This is a genomic window from Christiangramia sp. LLG6405-1 (assembly GCF_045055805.1).
Taxonomy (GTDB): Bacteria; Bacteroidota; Bacteroidia; order Flavobacteriales; family Flavobacteriaceae; genus Christiangramia.
Genome location: NZ_CP159330.1, coordinates 1,351,499 through 1,367,496, shown reverse-complemented (window position 1 = coordinate 1,367,496; position 15,998 = coordinate 1,351,499). Strand labels below are relative to the sequence as shown.

Sequence of the window (15,998 nt, the reverse complement as noted above, 5' to 3'; positions counted from 1 at the left end):
ATTATGGAGTACTATTTGAAACCTGCATGATCTTACCATTGTAGAACTGCTGACCATTCTGACTAAAATCGGCTATATAATTCGCCATTTTTTCCGCAGTAACCGGTGCCTCATAACCAGGAAAGGCTTCTTCAAGCATTTCAGTTTGAACAGCTCCCAAGGCAAGCACGTTAAATGCCGGACCATTCTCTTTATATTCTTCAGCAAGTAGCTCAGTAAGTGTAATAAGCGCTCCCTTGCTGGAACTATAAGCAGCAAGCCCAGGAAACTTCATACTTCCCTGAATTCCACCCATACTACTAACATTAACAACATGTCCACCGGTACTCATAAATGGTAGTAACTGGCGGGTAAGCTCAGCTACTCCTATCACATTCACTTTATATACTTCTGAAAAATCTTCCATGGTAGATTCAGCAAAAGGTTTATTTAAAAGTGTTCCTGCATTATTTATTAGAATATCTACTTTAGGGTCCCAGTTTTTAGTGATCCACTTACCAATATTTTCAATTTCAGAATTATTGGTAATATCGAATCTAAGCGCATTCACTTGATCAAGGCTTAGATTTTTGACTGGTTCATCATTTCTGGAAAGTGCCAGTACTTCGTGCCCCTGTTCTGCAAAGATCTTCACCATTTCAAATCCAATTCCACGACTGGTTCCGGTAACTACAATTTTACTCATCACTCATCATTTTAATTTCTTTCTCTTCGGAATTTGCCATTTTTGTAAGTCCTGGGATCAATGCACTAATAAGTTCAGACATGAATTCAGGATCAAGTTTTTCAGCTTCATCATCTACGTGATGGTAGTAATTATAATTCGAAAAATCGAATGTTGAAACAGTTTGTGATGGCACACCAAAGGTTTCGTAAAATGGATAGTTATCGCTACGTTTAAATAAGCTCATTTGCTGCGCTTGCGGCAGGAATCCAAGCACCTGCTCACCATTAGAATATTCATTGAATTTTTCAGCAAGGTTGGATTTTTCAAATCCGGTGAGATATGCCTGATAATCCTTGGCTTTCATTGGAACTCCAATCATTTCAATATTGAACATGACATAAAGATCAAGCTCTTCAGATTTCAATCTTTTAGCAAGATGTTTTGATCCTACCAATCCCATCTCTTCCGCAGAAAATAATGTGAATAGGATGCTTCTCTTATTATTTTTCAGCTTAGCGAACTCTTTTGCCAGCGCGAGGACTGCAACGGTACCCGCAGCATTATCATTAGCACCATTGGCTATAGCATCGCCATCCACCGGTTTTCCTTCGCCAATATGGTCGTAATGAGCTCCGATCACGATAAACTCATTTTTGAGCTTATCGTCACTTCCCTCAAGGTATCCTACAATGTTAAAACCATCAGTATTTTTAACCTGAAAGCTATCCCGGTAAGTTTCAAAATAAGGTTTGATTCCGGCGTCTTTAAATTCTGTTTCTATAAAGCTGGCAGCCTCTTCAATTCCGGCAGTACCAGTCTTTCTGCCCAATAGATCATCTGAACTTAAGTATTCCAAATGCTCCGCAACCTCTTTGCTATCTATAACATTGTCTGTAGTTTGAGCATTACAGGACAATAATCCTGCAACTGCAAGCGTCAAACCAGCTATTTTACCTTTATATGTAGTGTTTCTCATAAAGCTAAAGATAAAAAAATCCCGCAATTATGCGGGATTCAAATATAGTTATGACGGCTAAACTTATGCCAGCATCGTCACTGGGTTTTCCATATATGTTTTTAGAGTTTGCAGGAACTGAGCTCCTGTTGCTCCATCTACTGTACGGTGATCACAAGCAAGAGTAAGTTTCATGGTGTTACCAACTACGATCTCACCGTTTCTAACTACAGCCTTCTCTACAATAGTTCCTACTGAAAGGATTGCCGAGTTCGGCTGATTAATAATACTGGTAAATTCTACAATACCAAACATTCCAAGATTGGAAACAGTAAAGGTACTTCCTTCCATTTCGGCTGGCTGTATCTTTTTATTTCTAGCTTTCCCGGCAAGGTCTTTTACATTACCTCCAATTTGAGTAAGCGACATTTGATCAGCGAACTTAAGTACTGGAACAACCAATCCTTCATCGACTGCAACTGCAACTCCCATATGGATATGGTTGGCAAGTTTCATCGTGTCACCTGTCCACTGGCTGTTCACCTGCGGATGCTTTCTTAAGGCCATTGCTGAAGCTTTGATCACCATATCATTGAAAGATACCTTAACATCAGGCATTTCGTTAATATGCTTGCGTGAAGCCATCGCGTTTGCCATGTCCACTTCTATAGTAAGATAGTAATGCGGTGCAGTAAATTTAGATTCTCCAAGTCTTTTGGCAATCGTTTTACGCATTGGAGAGTTTTTACGCTCTTCATAGCTTTCCTCACCTGCTGGAGTGTAAGGCTGTACCGAAGCGGTAGTTTCTTTTGAAGAATCTGATTTTGCTTCTGTAGCAGCTTCCTTCTTTTCAGCTCCTTTAAAGTTCTCTATATCTTTCTTAACGATTCTACCATTCTCTCCGGAACCATCTACATCTCCAAGATCGATTCCTTTGTCCTCAGCCATTTTCTTAGCCAGAGGAGAAGCAAAGATTCGTTTTCCATCGTTAGATGAAGAAGAACCACTCGATTTCTTATCTTCTTTTTCCTGCTTATCTGAATCTTTTGATTCGTCATTTTGTTTTTCTTCGGAAGAATCTGAAGATTTCTTTTTAGCTGAAGTGTCTGTAGAACCATCAATGCCAGAAACATCTGTTCCTTCAGGTCCAATAATAGCTAGTAAACTATCAACTTTCGCAGATTCACCTTCCTGGATTCCGATTTTTAGAAGTGTACCTTCATAAAAAGATTCGAATTCCATCGTTGCTTTATCTGTTTCGATTTCAGCAAGAATATCACCTTCTTCCACTTTATCTCCTTCCTGCTTCAGCCAGGCTGCAACAGTTCCTTCTTCCATTGTATCACTAAGACGTGGCATTTTCACCACCTCAACTCCTTCAGGAATACCTCCTGAAGAATCAGAATCATCAGAAGAGTCGTTATCTGAATCAGATTTACTCTCTTCCTTATCCTCTTTATCTTCTTTCTTCTCTTCAGAATCATCTTCTGAAGAATCTTTAGCCTCTTCTTTATCTTCCGAAGACTCTGAAGATTTTCCACCACCTTCAATAAGGTCTGAAATATCTTCACCTTCTTCTCCAATAATTGCCAGAAGCTCGTCAACCGGTGCACCGTCTCCTTCTTCAACACCTATATGAAGCAAAGTACCATCGTAGAAAGATTCAAACTCCATCGTCGCCTTATCGGTCTCAATCTCTGCAAGAATATCTCCTTCTTCTACTTTATCTCCTTTTTTCTTTAACCACTTTGCAACGGTACCTTCTTCCATGGTATCGCTCAAACGCGGCATTTTGATAACTTCTGCCATAGCTTAATCTAATTTATGTGCTAGAAATGGATAATCTTCCTGTTCGTAAACAACATCGTACATGATGTTCTTATCTGGGAAATCTGACTCATCTGCGAATTTCTCACATTCTGCCACTCTTTCCTTCACGCGCTTATCGATCTCCTTGATCTCTTTATCTGAAGCGTATTTTTTATCCTGAATGATCTTCTTCACCTTAGTAATTGGATCTAATTTTTGATAATCGGCCACCTCATCCTTGGTTCTGTACTTTTGAGCATCACTCATAGAATGACCTCTGTATCGGTAGGTTTTCAACTCAAGGAAAGTTGGACCATTACCTTTACGAGCACGTGTGATTGCTTCATCCAAAGCTTCAGCAACTTTCACAGGATCCATAGCGTCTACTGGACCACATGGCATTTCGTAACCGTTACCTAACTTCCAGATCTCTGTATCTTTAGAAGTACGAGCTACAGAAGTTCCCATCGCGTATCCATTATTTTCAACACAGAATACAACTGGAAGATTCCAGTTTACAGCCATGTTCAGCGTTTCATGAAGAGAACCCTGTCTAACAGCACCGTCACCCATAAAAGTTAGGGTTACGTTATCTCTTTTGTGATATTTATCTGCAAAGGCCAAACCGGCTCCTAATGGAATCTGACCACCAACAATCCCGTGACCTCCGTAAAATCTATGTTCTTTTGCAAAAATGTGCATAGAACCACCAAGTCCCATAGATGTTCCAGTCTTCTTACCGTAAAGCTCTGCCATCACCTTTTTTGGATCCACACCCATACCTATTGGCTGAACGTGATTTCGGTAAGCAGTGATCATACGATCTTTCTCAAGATCCATCGCATGTAATGCTCCAGCTAAAATTGCTTCCTGCCCATTATATAAATGTAAAAACCCTCTAACTTTCTGTTGAATATAAACCTGCGCAAGCTTGTCTTCAAATTTACGCCAGAACAACATATCCTCGTACCACTTTAAGTATGTGGCTTTTGTAATTTTCTTCATCTAAAATTTATATTTAAAAGGCCAGACAGATTGGTTTTGCCGAGCGGATAACAAAAATACTATTTTCAGCAAGAAACGAAAACAGTTTTAAAGCAAAAAATTACGAAAACCTTATAGACAATTACTGTCAAAAACTAAAGGTAGAATCTCACTGACCGATGCTGCTTTCATCACCTCTCCGGTTTCACCCATAAAATACAACTCTATAGGTTCTTTTTGCTTCACTTCGTATTCTACAAGGGCCTGCCTGCAAGCACCGCAAGGAGGTACCGGCTTGGTGACTTCCTGATTCAAAGAACGAGCGGTGATAGCGATCTTCAGGATTCTGGATTCAGGATACTTCGCTCCGGCATAATAAACCGCAGTTCTTTCAGCACAGAGCCCGGAAGGATAGGATGCATTTTCCTGATTACTTCCTACGACAACCTCACCGTTATCTAGTAAGATCGCTGCACCTACTTTAAATTTCGAGTATGGTGCGTATGCCTGATCTCTTACTTCAACAGCCTGTTTCATAAGATCTTGCAATTCTTCGGAAAGCTCCTGTACAGAATCATAGACCTCGAGGCTGGTAGTAATATCTAATTTTTTCATTAGTGATTATTAAAGACAACAAAATCGGAAACCCAAAGGATCCCCGATTTGCTTATAATTTGAAATGTTTTATTTAATTATTGAAAGTATCGCCAAAGCTATAGCTCAAACCAAATCTAAGTGTTCCCTCAAGCGGACTTGGTACCGTAGAGGTTGAGAATAAATAAGAAGCATCGATCACCACAGATTCGTAAGCAAAGCCAGCTCCAAGTGCAAAGAATTTCCTAAAACCTTTTTGATCACTTTCATTAAAATAACCTGCTCGCAAAGCAAATTTCTCCTGATACCAGTATTCTGCTCCTACTGCAACGGTCACCTCTTTCAACTCTTCTGAAAAGCCATCTGGAGCATCTCCGAAGGATTCGAAAATACCACCAATTGAACTGGTTTCATTATAAATAAGATCATCTTCAGCAGTTATTTGTCCGTCGCCATTAAAATCCTGCGGTGTTGGAACCAACAGCTTATTAAATTCTACATAGGTTCCTAACTTATTATCTGCATCAAATATAAAATCAAAACCGGCTCCAAGTTTTAAATTAGTAGGAATGAAATTCTCCTGTCCCGCATCATCATATTTCATTTTAGGTCCAATGTTAGCAATGTTAGCACCTAATCTCCATTGCCCATCAAACCCACCAAAAGTAAGATTTGCGCTCTGGTAGTAGGCTGCCACATCTACTCCAAAAGTAGATGCTGCACCAAGATCTTCATTATCCTGCAAACCAAGATCAGATCGTAAGTACCGGCCGGCTACAGCCATCGAAATATAATCACTGAGCTTTAAGGAATAGGAAACATCAAAAGTAAGTTCGTTTGGATTTACCAGGATTGGCATCTGCTCGAAGATTTCCCTGGTTTCTATAGAACCAAGACTGAAATATCTTAGCGAGGCTGCTGCCGCACTTCTATCATCGATCTTGTGGAAATAGTTCAAGCTACCAAGAAAGATATCATTCACTATTTCACTTAGGTAAGGCGTATAAGAAACAGAAACTCCGTTTTCACTGGTTGCGAATGCATACTTTGCCGGATTCCATTGTTGAGAGAAAACATCTGGAGAAGTAGCTACCCCCTGGTCTCCCATCCCTGCAGCTCTGGCATCTGCCGCTACAAGCAAAAAGGGAACAGCCGTAGTTATTACACGATCCCCACTATCCTCCTGTGCAAACATTGAAAAGTCGACAAGAAAGATTGTCGCGATCAATAAGATTGTTGTTTTTTTCATTTTTAAATCTGAATGAATGATAAACAAATATATAGTAATATTCCTGTTAAGAAAGCACCATTTAGCTAAAATGCCCTAGCCAGGGGTTGAACTGAAGCTTTCGTAAGATAACTAAACCTGAAATAGTTATAACTCGCAAAACATGCTTTTATTACGAATACTCAGCACAATGCAAAAAATCACAAAATTAAAATGAATGTCTGTATCTTTCTCTAAGCACTATCTTACAATTAACACATGGAAATGAACAAAATCTAACAGTCTAATAATTAAGCTTATATAATTCGAACTTACCTATAACTATATCAGGCAGTTATGGCATTTGTGAAGCTTTTAGAATTAACAAAATAATCTTGTACATTTATCGTTAATTAGTATATTGCAAAGCCTAATTTTCTATCATTTTAAGAAGAGAATACTATGAATTTGAACGTAGCTTTTAAAGCCGTAATTGCTGTGGTTTGTGGCGTAAGCTTACTAAGCTGTAATAAATCGAACAATTACAAAAATACCTCAAGAGCAACCGGTTGGGATATTAATTCTGACGAAGGTGGCTTTCAATACAATACAGATTACAAGGAGCAGGATGCTGCACCAGGTCTCGTATTTGTCGAAGGAGGAACTTACACAATGGGACGCGTAGCAGATGATCCTATGCACGATTGGAACAATACTCCAACTCAACAACATGTGCAGTCATTCTACATGGATGAAACCGAAGTAACCAATAAGATGTATTTGGAATATCTTGATTGGTTAAGAAAAGTTTTCCCTCCTAGCGAAGAAAATTACAAGAACATTTACACTGGTGCGCTACCGGATACTCTTGTTTGGCGAAACAGATTAGGGTATAATGAAACTATGGTCACAAACTACCTTCGTCACCCGGCATATGCTGAGTACCCTGTAGTAGGTGTGAGTTGGATACAGGCTGTGGAATTCAGCAAGTGGAGAACAGACCGTGTAAATGAAAGCAACCTTGAAAAAGAAGGCTTTATTAAAGAAGGTGCCAGGTATACAGATGTTGCTGCAGGTACTACTTTTAATACCGAAACTTATATCCATTCACCGAGCAAGGCTTACGGAGGTAATACCGAGATTAGCCAGGGTGGAGATGAATCTCAGGACCGACTTTCTGAGACCAATGATGCAGGAAATCCAATTAAAAAGGTATATCCAGGTCGCGAAAGTGGTTTAATTTATCCTGAATATAGACTTCCAACTGAAGCGGAATGGGAATATGCTGCACTGGGCCTTACAGGTATCAGAAGTTACAACACCTATCGTGGACGTAAAAAATATCCATGGGATGGACAGTATACCAGAAATGGTGATGTAAAGAAAATGGGTGATCAGCTGGCTAACTTTAAGCAAGGTGATGGTGATTACGGTGGAATTGCCGGATGGAGCGATGATGGAGCAGATATTACTGCTGAAGTAAAATCTTATGAACCTAACGATTTTGGTCTTTATGATATGGCTGGAAACGTTTCTGAATGGGTAGCTGATGTTTACAGACCTATAGTTGATGATGAATTCAATGATTTTAACTACTACCGTGGTAACGTTTACACTAAGCATGCTATTAATGAAGACGGCTCAGTGAAAGTAGTAGGTACAGATGATGTGGTATACGATACTTTAAGTAATGGTAAACTGGTAGCAAGAAATCTTCCAGGGGAAATTGCTCAGGTAGCAGTTACTGAAGAGGATACTTACATGAGAACTAACTTCACAGATAGTGATCAGAGAAACTTCCGTGATGGCGATAAGAGCTCCAGTAGATATTACCAATCATTTCAGCAAGATGATGAGGATCCTAACAAAAGAATGTATAACTCTCCTAAGTATGATAACTTCACGTATGCTGATAGTAGTTCTGATGCTTCTTTATCTAAAAGAGGATACGATACAGAGAAAAGAACAACGCTTGTTAGCGACGAAGTAAGAGTATACAAAGGTGGTAGCTGGAGAGATCGTGCTTACTGGTTGGATCCAGCGCAAAGAAGATATTTTCCGCAGGATATGGCTACAGACTATATAGGTTTTAGAAACGCTATGTCCAGAGTTGGATCAAAATCGCTTGATACCAACAAGTCTGCCCGAAGCAACTAGACTTCCTGAACATAAAATAAACTTAAAGCCCTAACTTGTTTAGGGCTTTTTTTATAGATTTATTTTATGAATACAGCCAGACTACACCAACGCTTCCTATTATGCAGTGGAGCAAACACAGATACCAGAAAAATAAAACAAGGTTCCATGTACTTCGCTCTTAAAGGCGAAAACTTCGACGGAAACCTATTTGCGGCAGACGCACTAGCTGCGGGCGCACGTTACGTGGTTGTTGATGATAAATTGGTGGCGGATTCCAGTGAGCAATACATACTAGTAAACAACGTACTTGAATCATTACAAAAGCTAGCGCTTTTCCATAGAAATTATTTAGGCATTCCAATCCTGGCAATTACAGGAAGTAACGGTAAAACGACGACTAAAGAATTGATTAATGCCGTACTTGCCAGAAAATTCAAAACCATTGCTACACACGGCAATTTGAACAATCATATAGGAGTGCCACTTACCTTGCTCTCCATGGATCAACAAACTGAATTCGGGATCGTTGAGATGGGTGCGAACCATCCATTAGAGATTGCCTTTTTATGCACTATCGCAAATCCAGATTATGGGTATATTACAAACTTTGGTAAAGCCCACCTTGAAGGATTCGGTAGTCTTGAAGGTGTTGTAAAAGCGAAGACCGAACTGTATCATTATCTACAGGAAGAGACCAAACTTATATTCCTGAATCTGGATGACGAAGTACAAGAAAAGCACAGGAACTATAAGCATACTTTTGCATTTGGAGAAAATCCGGAATCTGAAGTTCAGGTTAAATATCTGGACGGCGAGAAATACGCCGGTGTACATTATAATCAAACCGACTTTATCAGTAAACTTACTGGTAATTATAATGGTCGGAATATGGCTGCTGCCTTATGTATAGGACTCTACTTTAAAGTCCCGTTTGATGAGATAGACAAAGCGATTGCCGCATATTCACCAGATAATAATAGATCTGAGATGATCGAAGCAGGAAGCAACACGATTATTCTAGATGCTTACAATGCAAATCCAACAAGCATGCAGGCAGCGCTTCAAAATTTTACGAGCTTAAAAACAGATAAACAGAAAATAGCCATTCTTGGAGATATGTTCGAATTAGGAAGTTCTGCCCCGGTAGAGCACCAAACGATCATTACAGATGCCGAAAACGGCAACCTGACCGAGATATACCTGCTTGGAGATAATTTTAATCTAACTGAAACTTCCAGCAGCTTTACTTTTAAATTCAAGTCCATGGAAGCCTTGAAAAATCACCTGGAAGAAACGAATTTTAAGAACTGTTATTTTTTGATAAAGGGCTCAAGAGGAATGGCCCTCGAAAGAGTTCTGGAAAATATTCCCGCAGAAAAGTCCAGTAAGAAGTAAGCTTAAATAGTGTGTAATCTATCGTAAAGCGGCATCATCTATTCGAAAGGAGCTAAGACTGTATGCTAATTCGCGTTAGTTTCGCACTATGATAAAGAAACAATACAAGATTCTGATATCAGCTTTAGGCGTCACGGTCATAGCACTTATCATTTTGATAAGCACCTTGCTTTCGTAAAGCTGTAAAACAAAATATATAAATAAAAGGTTCCCAAGGGAACCTTTTTTAGTTTAAACAACATTGTATTTTAGTAGTGAGTGATACTGGATTCGAACCAGTGACCCCTACCCTGTCAAGGTAGTGCTCTGAACCAACTGAGCTAATCACCCTCAATACCAAATATAAAAAAACAAAAGTTATAGCATAAAAAAAGGCTTCCAAATGTGGAAGCCTTTTTACTAAGTGGGCGCGAAGGGATTCGAACCCCTGACCCCTTGGGTGTAAACCAAGTGCTCTGAACCAACTGAGCTACGCGCCCGATTAAATCGGTATTCAATAAATTTTTGCAAACACTACTCAGCAACTATACTGAGTTAAGCTAAAAAAAGGTTTTCATTACTGAAAACCTTTTGATTCTGTGGGCGCGAAGGGATTCGAACCCCTGACCCCTTGGGTGTAAACCAAGTGCTCTGAACCAACTGAGCTACGCGCCCTTGCGTGATTGCGGATGCAAATATAGACTACATTTTCATTTACACAAAACAATTTTAAAGAAATTACAAAAGAAAAACTGTGATAGAGCTCTCTTGAATTGGAACTTATTAGTTATGAATAAGTTGTATCCTATTTCATAAGTGCTGGAACATTTTTGTAAACATAATCACCATGTTTCCCCGTGAACAGTTTAGCCATTTCTTCCATAAATTCTGATCTTTCATCTTCATCTGCCCATTGAGAATTTACAAGACCTTGTTCCTCTTCAAAGAATTCTTCAATATCTCCAAGTTTATCGAATACAAATACTTCATTCATTTCACGAGCATTAGATCCCCATAGATGCCTGTGCGTATAGTAACCCTTCAATTTTTTGCTCTTTTTAGTGATATTTTCGTAATACTGTTTGAAGTTCTCAGGTGTTCCTTCTCCATTCATACTTAGGTCCGCAGTCCTTACATAATAAATCTTTGGGTTCTCTTTATCCACGGTTTCTGGAATTGAAAACTGCATAGATTGATAGATCTCATCCCGATGATCTGGAGAATAATAAGATTGCTGCCTTTCAAAGAATTTCGTTCTAACCTCCTCATCCTTCCAGCCTTCAGCAATGAGCTCTTCAGTTCTGCTGTTCGCCTCCTCTATATCGTTCCAGGTTCTGTACACATTCACCAGAACAACTTCAGAATTATCTGGAGTGAAATAATGCGTATAAACGCCAGAACTAAGAATAAGGTCATTTTTACTGGTAACCTTTTCAAAATACTCCTTTTCAGTATCTAACCATCCCGAGAAATCTGTGTCAGGATCGTTGCTCCAGTGAGTTGTGGTCATCGTAATGTAAACCGGTTCGTACTGCTCGGTCTGTTCAGTTTCCTGTGCGTATACTGCAAGCTGAAAGCCCAGGAATAATAAAATACTTAATTGAATAGTGCTTTTCATTTTGTCGAGTTTTAGTTATTAAAACACAGCAAAATGGTTAGCCCAATGTAGGATTGGAGTTATAATAGCCTGTAGGATATTTCAGAAGTAGGGAAGCGCTCTATCACAGAGTCTTCTAAAGATACAAATAAATGTTAACTGACACATTATCATTAGTCTATAGAACTTCAGCAACTGTAAAATTACTGCCTCCAATAAAAATTAGATCTTTAGTATCAGCTCTTTTCCGCGCGGTAATATATGCTTCGGAAATTGAAGAATATACATTTCCATTCAAACCAAATTTGAGACTTTCTTTCTGCAGAAATTCAGCAGGCATTCCACGAGGTACATCTGGCTTCGCAAAGTAAAAGTCGGCGTCTTTGGGAAATAATGGTAGAATTGAGTTCAAATCCTTATCATTAGCGACTCCCAAAACTATATGTAATCTGGTGAAGTTTTCTTTCAGAAGCTGCTGCAATACCAGCTCAAGCCCTTCAGCGTTGTGGGCGGTATCACAAATGATCTTAGGCTCATTGCCCAAAATCTCCCATCGGCCTCTTAAACCCGTATTGCTCTGTACTTTATTTAAACCATGAATAATAGCTTCAGAAGTAATCTGCCAGCCACCTTTGCGTAACACCTCAATACTTGCGAGAACTGTCTTTTTATTATACTCCTGATAAGTTCCTATAAGATCGGAATCAACTTCAGGTAGCTCAAATTCATCAGCAAAGAACAGAGGAGAATCCACTTCAGCAGCCTTTGCAATAAAAACTGGCCTGGTTTGATCGTGTCTCTCGCCAATTACAACCGGAACAGAATTCTTAATAATACCGGCTTTTTCAGTAGCAATTGCAGGCAAATCCGTCCCCAGAAATGCAGTATGATCCAGACCAATATTGGTTATTACAGATAATTGGGGAGTGATAATATTCGTTGAATCTAAACGTCCTCCAAGCCCGGTCTCAATGATCGCAATGTCAACTTCGCTCTTTGCAAAATAGTCAAAGGTCATTCCCACAGTCATTTCAAAAAAACTAAGTCGGTTGCTTTCCAGAAAATTTTGATTCTCTGCAATAAAACCAATAACTTCTTCTTCTGAAATCACCTCTCCATTAATTCTTATTCGTTCTCGAAAATCCTTTAGGTGTGGTGAAGTGTAAAGCCCTGTTTTATAGCCTGCTTCCTGAAATATTGAAGCAAGCATATGACTTACCGAGCCTTTTCCATTTGTACCGGCTACATGAATACTTCGGAATTTATTTTCGGGATGACCCAAGTGTTCTGCAAGTTTAAGGGTATTGGAAAGATCCTTCTTAAACGCACTTTTTCCTACCCGCTGATACATGGGTAATTGCTGAAACATCCACTCCAGGGTTTCCTGATAGGATTTCAATTATTCGGTAAGTTTAAAGTTATAAATTATGGTTCCAACCTGTTTGGAAGGTGCATTGGAATCACTGTTGAATCTGGTTGCTAATGCTGCTCTTTGAGCAGGACCTGTTAAACAGGCTGCACTATTGGTAGTACCTTTCATTCCGGGCTGCGCGCTTACGACACGACCGGTTTGATCTACCACGATCTTCACTACCACGATCCCAGACTCATTACAATCCTGAACAAATTTCTCTTTGTTCAATGCTTTTCTTCCTCCAAGCCTGTAATTTCCATCACCATCCAGCCCTGATCCCTGTCCATAATAGGAACTGGCGTTTGGATCCCCATCTGGACTACCTTTATCCCCAGCCTGGTTGTCGTTTCCTTCACCACCGGTAGCAGTTCCAGATCTTTCAGGTCCGTTTAAGATACTACTTAAGGCATCATTAGTAGATTTATCTGGCTTTGGCTCCGGTTTCTTTACCGGCTTTGGATCTTCCTTCGGAGGTTCCGGTTGCTTCGTTTTAACTGGCGTAGGTTGTTTTTTCTTTTTTTCAATTACTGGAGCTTCTTCAATATCCTGGGTGACAACTTCCTTTTCGATCACAGGTTCAGACTGCACCGGTTGAGCTGCTGCCTGCTTAGGAGCAGACTTTACCGGCTCAGTAGGTTGCTTGTCGCCAGAACCCACTTCCGAAGTACCAAAATTTATCGCGATCCCATTTTCAGGCGGTGGATCCAAATAAGTCATTCCGAAGAAAATCAACAGAAGAATAAGCAGCACATGCAACACTACAGTGATGGTAAAAGACTTCTTCTCATGTTTAGTTTCCAGCATCGACATTCTCTATTCAGGTTTTACTGCTAATACGATTTTGTAGCTATTACGATTGGCAATATCCATAACGTTCACAGCTTTCTCAATCGGAACTCCTTCTTCAGCCCGCAAAATAATCGTTGGGTTCTCTTCTCCGGCAAGTTTCGTCTTCAGTGTAGATTCAAGCGCACTACTACTAATACGTTCGCTATTAATATAGAACTGCAGATCTTTCGTGATGCTCACAGAAAGTGTTTGCTGACTGGTAGTCTTACCCTTTGCTTTCGGCAAAATAAGATCCAGCGCTTCCGGAGTGATCACAGGTGAAGTCAGCATAAAAAATATGAGTAGTAGAAAAACCACATCGGTCATCGAACTCATACTAAATTCCGGACTTACTTTATTTCTACCTCTTAAATTCATATTAAGCCGGTTCGTTTAAAAGGTCGAGAAAATCTACTGCAGTTGCCTCCATCTGGTGCACTACTTTATCTGTTTTCACAACGAGATGATTGTATCCTATATAGGCTATAATACCCACTATAAGACCAGCTACCGTAGTTGTCATTGCAGTATAAATACCTTCTGCAAGTGCTCCCATTTGAGCCTGCCCACTACTTGTTGCCAGTTCATGGAAAGCAAGCACCATACCAATAACGGTTCCAAGGAAACCGATCATAGGAGCAGCTCCGGCAACAGTTGCCAAAATACTAACGTTTTTTTCAAGCTTGTAAACTTCCAGTCTTCCTGCGTTCTCAATAGCGGTATTGATATCTTCCAAAGGACTCCCAATTCTGGAAATACCTTTTTCAGTTAATCTCGCCACTGGAGAATCACTTTGAGCGCAACGAATCTTTGCAGATTCTATGTTGCCACTTTGAACACTATCTTTTATCTGGAGCATAAAATTCTTATCCACTCTACTCGCCGCTTTGATCGCGAATAATCTTTCAAAGTAGATATAGACTGCCGCAAATAATAAAACAAATAGAATAATAATGATGATCTGGCCACCAAGACCTCCGCTAAACATCAAATCAAATAAGGAAAGAGTTTTCTCCTCTACGACTGGTTCTGCTACCTGAGCAGCATCTACCACCTCGTCCTGCTGTAAAAAATTAAGCATATGTATAATTGGGTTTTGTAATGTAACGTGCTATCGCGCTTTAAATTGTAAATCAAATTTAAATAAAGAAAAGCCCGCTTTCACGGGCTTTTTCAAATTATTTGCACAAACTTTTAAACAAGCTGTTTCAGAGCAACTTCAAAGGCTGTTCTACTGATATTCGTCTTGCTGCTATTGTTATTAAATGTATTCTGAATGGCATTTTTGATCGTCATAGAAGTATCATTAAAGATAGCCTCATCGGTCATTTGCACTCTTCTTTCCATAAAGTAGGCGAAAACTCTGGCCATCCCGCAATTGGAGATGAAATCTGGAATAAGACTTACTCGCTCATCGGTATATTCCATAATAGGACCAAAAAAGATCTCTTTATCTGCAAACGGAACATTCGCTCCGCAAGAAATCACTTCCAGTTTGCGATCAATCAGGTTAGTGATCTGTTCCTTGGAGATCAATCTTGAAGCTGCACAAGGAGCAAAGATCTCTGCATCAAGCTTCCACACTTTCTCATTCACTTCTTCAAAAGGAATTACATTGTCGTGACGCAGGGCATTTCCATCTTTATCAAGAAACATTTGCTGGATCTCTTCAAAGCTGAAACCTTCCTCATTGATAAGACCACCAGCTCTGTCGATGATCCCTACAATTTTAGCACCCATTTGCGCAAGGTAATAAGCAGCAGCAGAACCTACATTTCCAAATCCCTGTACGATCGCACGCTTACCTTTTATATCTCCGCCATAAATTTCATAGAAATGATGAACAGCTTCTGCAACACCATAACCGGTGATCATATCTGCCACCGTGTATTTTCTACTGATGTCTGGAGAGAAGTTAGTATTTTCCAGAACTTTGATCACACCTTGTCTTAATTGCCCAATTCTGTTGATCTTATCTGCTTCCGTAGGTTGAAAATGTCCGTTAAAAACACCTTCCTGTGGATGCCAAACCCCGCAATCTTCAGTGATTGGAATTACTTCATTGATTTCATCTACATTAAGATCTCCTCCGGTACCGTAATAACTTTTCAGCAATGGAGACACAGCCTTATACCAGCGTTCTAAAACACCCTTTTTACGAGGATCTGCAGGGTCAAAGTTAATTCCTGATTTTGCTCCTCCAATTGGTGGGCCGGAAACCGTAAATTTCACCTCCATGGTCTTTGCCAGGGAAAGCACTTCATTTTGATCCAATCCCACACGCATTCTGGTACCACCACCGGCAGCTCCTCCCCTAAGAGAATTAATCACCGTCCAGCCTTCAGCATCTGTTTCTGAATCCTTCCAGTTAAAAACAATTTCAGGTTCTTTATTTTCGTATACTTTGAGTAATTCTTTCATTTTTGGATT

The 15,998-nt window shown here is 39.8% G+C and carries 14 protein-coding genes and 3 tRNA genes; 2 read left to right on the top strand and 15 right to left on the bottom strand.

From position 1 onward, the window contains the following. Position 1: 1 nt before the first annotated feature. From ABVM50_RS06260 to porV, 6 genes are all read right to left on the bottom strand, one after another. On the bottom strand, positions 2–685 hold the full coding sequence (locus ABVM50_RS06260; protein WP_405200439.1) for an SDR family NAD(P)-dependent oxidoreductase: 684 nt from the start codon (positions 683–685) through the stop codon (positions 2–4). Further along, entirely contained in the window at positions 678–1,643 is a 966-nt protein-coding gene (locus ABVM50_RS06255) for a M28 family metallopeptidase (RefSeq protein WP_405200438.1), read from the bottom strand. Before ABVM50_RS06255 ends, ABVM50_RS06260 begins: the two co-directional genes overlap by 8 nt. Before the next feature lie 63 nt (positions 1,644–1,706). Beyond that, positions 1,707–3,431 (bottom strand): pyruvate dehydrogenase complex dihydrolipoamide acetyltransferase, encoded by a 1,725-nt coding sequence (locus ABVM50_RS06250; protein ID WP_405200437.1) that lies wholly within the window; start codon positions 3,429–3,431, stop codon positions 1,707–1,709. Positions 3,432–3,434: 3 nt separating this feature from the next. Continuing rightward, a complete protein-coding gene (pdhA, locus tag ABVM50_RS06245) occupies positions 3,435–4,436 on the bottom strand; it encodes a pyruvate dehydrogenase (acetyl-transferring) E1 component subunit alpha (protein ID WP_405200436.1) in 1,002 nt (333 codons plus the stop codon). 111 nt (positions 4,437–4,547) lie between these two features. Next, positions 4,548–5,030: a cytidine deaminase gene (gene cdd / locus ABVM50_RS06240; RefSeq protein ID WP_405200435.1), complete on the bottom strand. Its 483-nt coding sequence runs from the start codon at positions 5,028–5,030 to the stop codon at positions 4,548–4,550. Between the two features lie 73 nt (positions 5,031–5,103). After that, positions 5,104–6,258: a type IX secretion system outer membrane channel protein PorV gene (porV, locus tag ABVM50_RS06235; protein WP_405200434.1), complete on the bottom strand. Its 1,155-nt coding sequence runs from the start codon at positions 6,256–6,258 to the stop codon at positions 5,104–5,106. Between the two features lie 420 nt (positions 6,259–6,678). Here porV and gldJ point away from each other — a divergent pair, with 420 nt between their 5' ends. After that, entirely contained in the window at positions 6,679–8,373 is a 1,695-nt protein-coding gene (gldJ, locus tag ABVM50_RS06230) for a gliding motility lipoprotein GldJ (protein ID WP_405200433.1), read from the top strand. Between the two features lie 66 nt (positions 8,374–8,439). Continuing rightward, entirely contained in the window at positions 8,440–9,750 is a 1,311-nt protein-coding gene (murF, locus tag ABVM50_RS06225; protein ID WP_405200432.1) for a UDP-N-acetylmuramoyl-tripeptide--D-alanyl-D-alanine ligase, read from the top strand. 255 nt (positions 9,751–10,005) lie between these two features. On the opposite strand, the gene ABVM50_RS06220 is transcribed toward murF, so the two are convergent. From ABVM50_RS06220 to ABVM50_RS06180, 9 genes are all read right to left on the bottom strand, one after another. Beyond that, positions 10,006–10,080: transfer RNA gene (locus ABVM50_RS06220), tRNA-Val, on the bottom strand. Between the two features lie 74 nt (positions 10,081–10,154). Continuing rightward, positions 10,155–10,229, bottom strand: a tRNA-Val gene (locus ABVM50_RS06215). Positions 10,230–10,329: 100 nt separating this feature from the next. Next, a tRNA-Val gene (locus ABVM50_RS06210) sits at positions 10,330–10,404 on the bottom strand. A 130-nt stretch (positions 10,405–10,534) separates the two neighbouring features. Then, the gene (locus tag ABVM50_RS06205) at positions 10,535–11,347 is read right to left on the bottom strand and encodes a hypothetical protein (protein WP_405200431.1); all 813 of its coding nucleotides are present in this window, start codon (positions 11,345–11,347) and stop codon (positions 10,535–10,537) included. A 157-nt stretch (positions 11,348–11,504) separates the two neighbouring features. Next, entirely contained in the window at positions 11,505–12,695 is a 1,191-nt protein-coding gene (locus ABVM50_RS06200) for a bifunctional folylpolyglutamate synthase/dihydrofolate synthase (protein ID WP_405200689.1), read from the bottom strand. Positions 12,696–12,725: 30 nt separating this feature from the next. Next, entirely contained in the window at positions 12,726–13,550 is an 825-nt protein-coding gene (locus tag ABVM50_RS06195; protein ID WP_141876788.1) for an energy transducer TonB, read from the bottom strand. Between the two features lie 3 nt (positions 13,551–13,553). Continuing rightward, positions 13,554–13,946, bottom strand: a complete 393-nt coding sequence (locus tag ABVM50_RS06190) for a biopolymer transporter ExbD (RefSeq protein WP_026915097.1) — start codon at positions 13,944–13,946, stop codon at positions 13,554–13,556. A gap of 1 nt (position 13,947) precedes the next feature. Next, on the bottom strand, positions 13,948–14,649 hold the full coding sequence (locus tag ABVM50_RS06185) for a MotA/TolQ/ExbB proton channel family protein (RefSeq protein WP_141876786.1): 702 nt from the start codon (positions 14,647–14,649) through the stop codon (positions 13,948–13,950). Positions 14,650–14,762: 113 nt separating this feature from the next. Continuing rightward, positions 14,763–15,989 (bottom strand): Glu/Leu/Phe/Val dehydrogenase dimerization domain-containing protein, encoded by a 1,227-nt coding sequence (locus tag ABVM50_RS06180; protein ID WP_141876785.1) that lies wholly within the window; start codon positions 15,987–15,989, stop codon positions 14,763–14,765. Between the last annotated feature and the right edge of the window lie 9 nt (positions 15,990–15,998).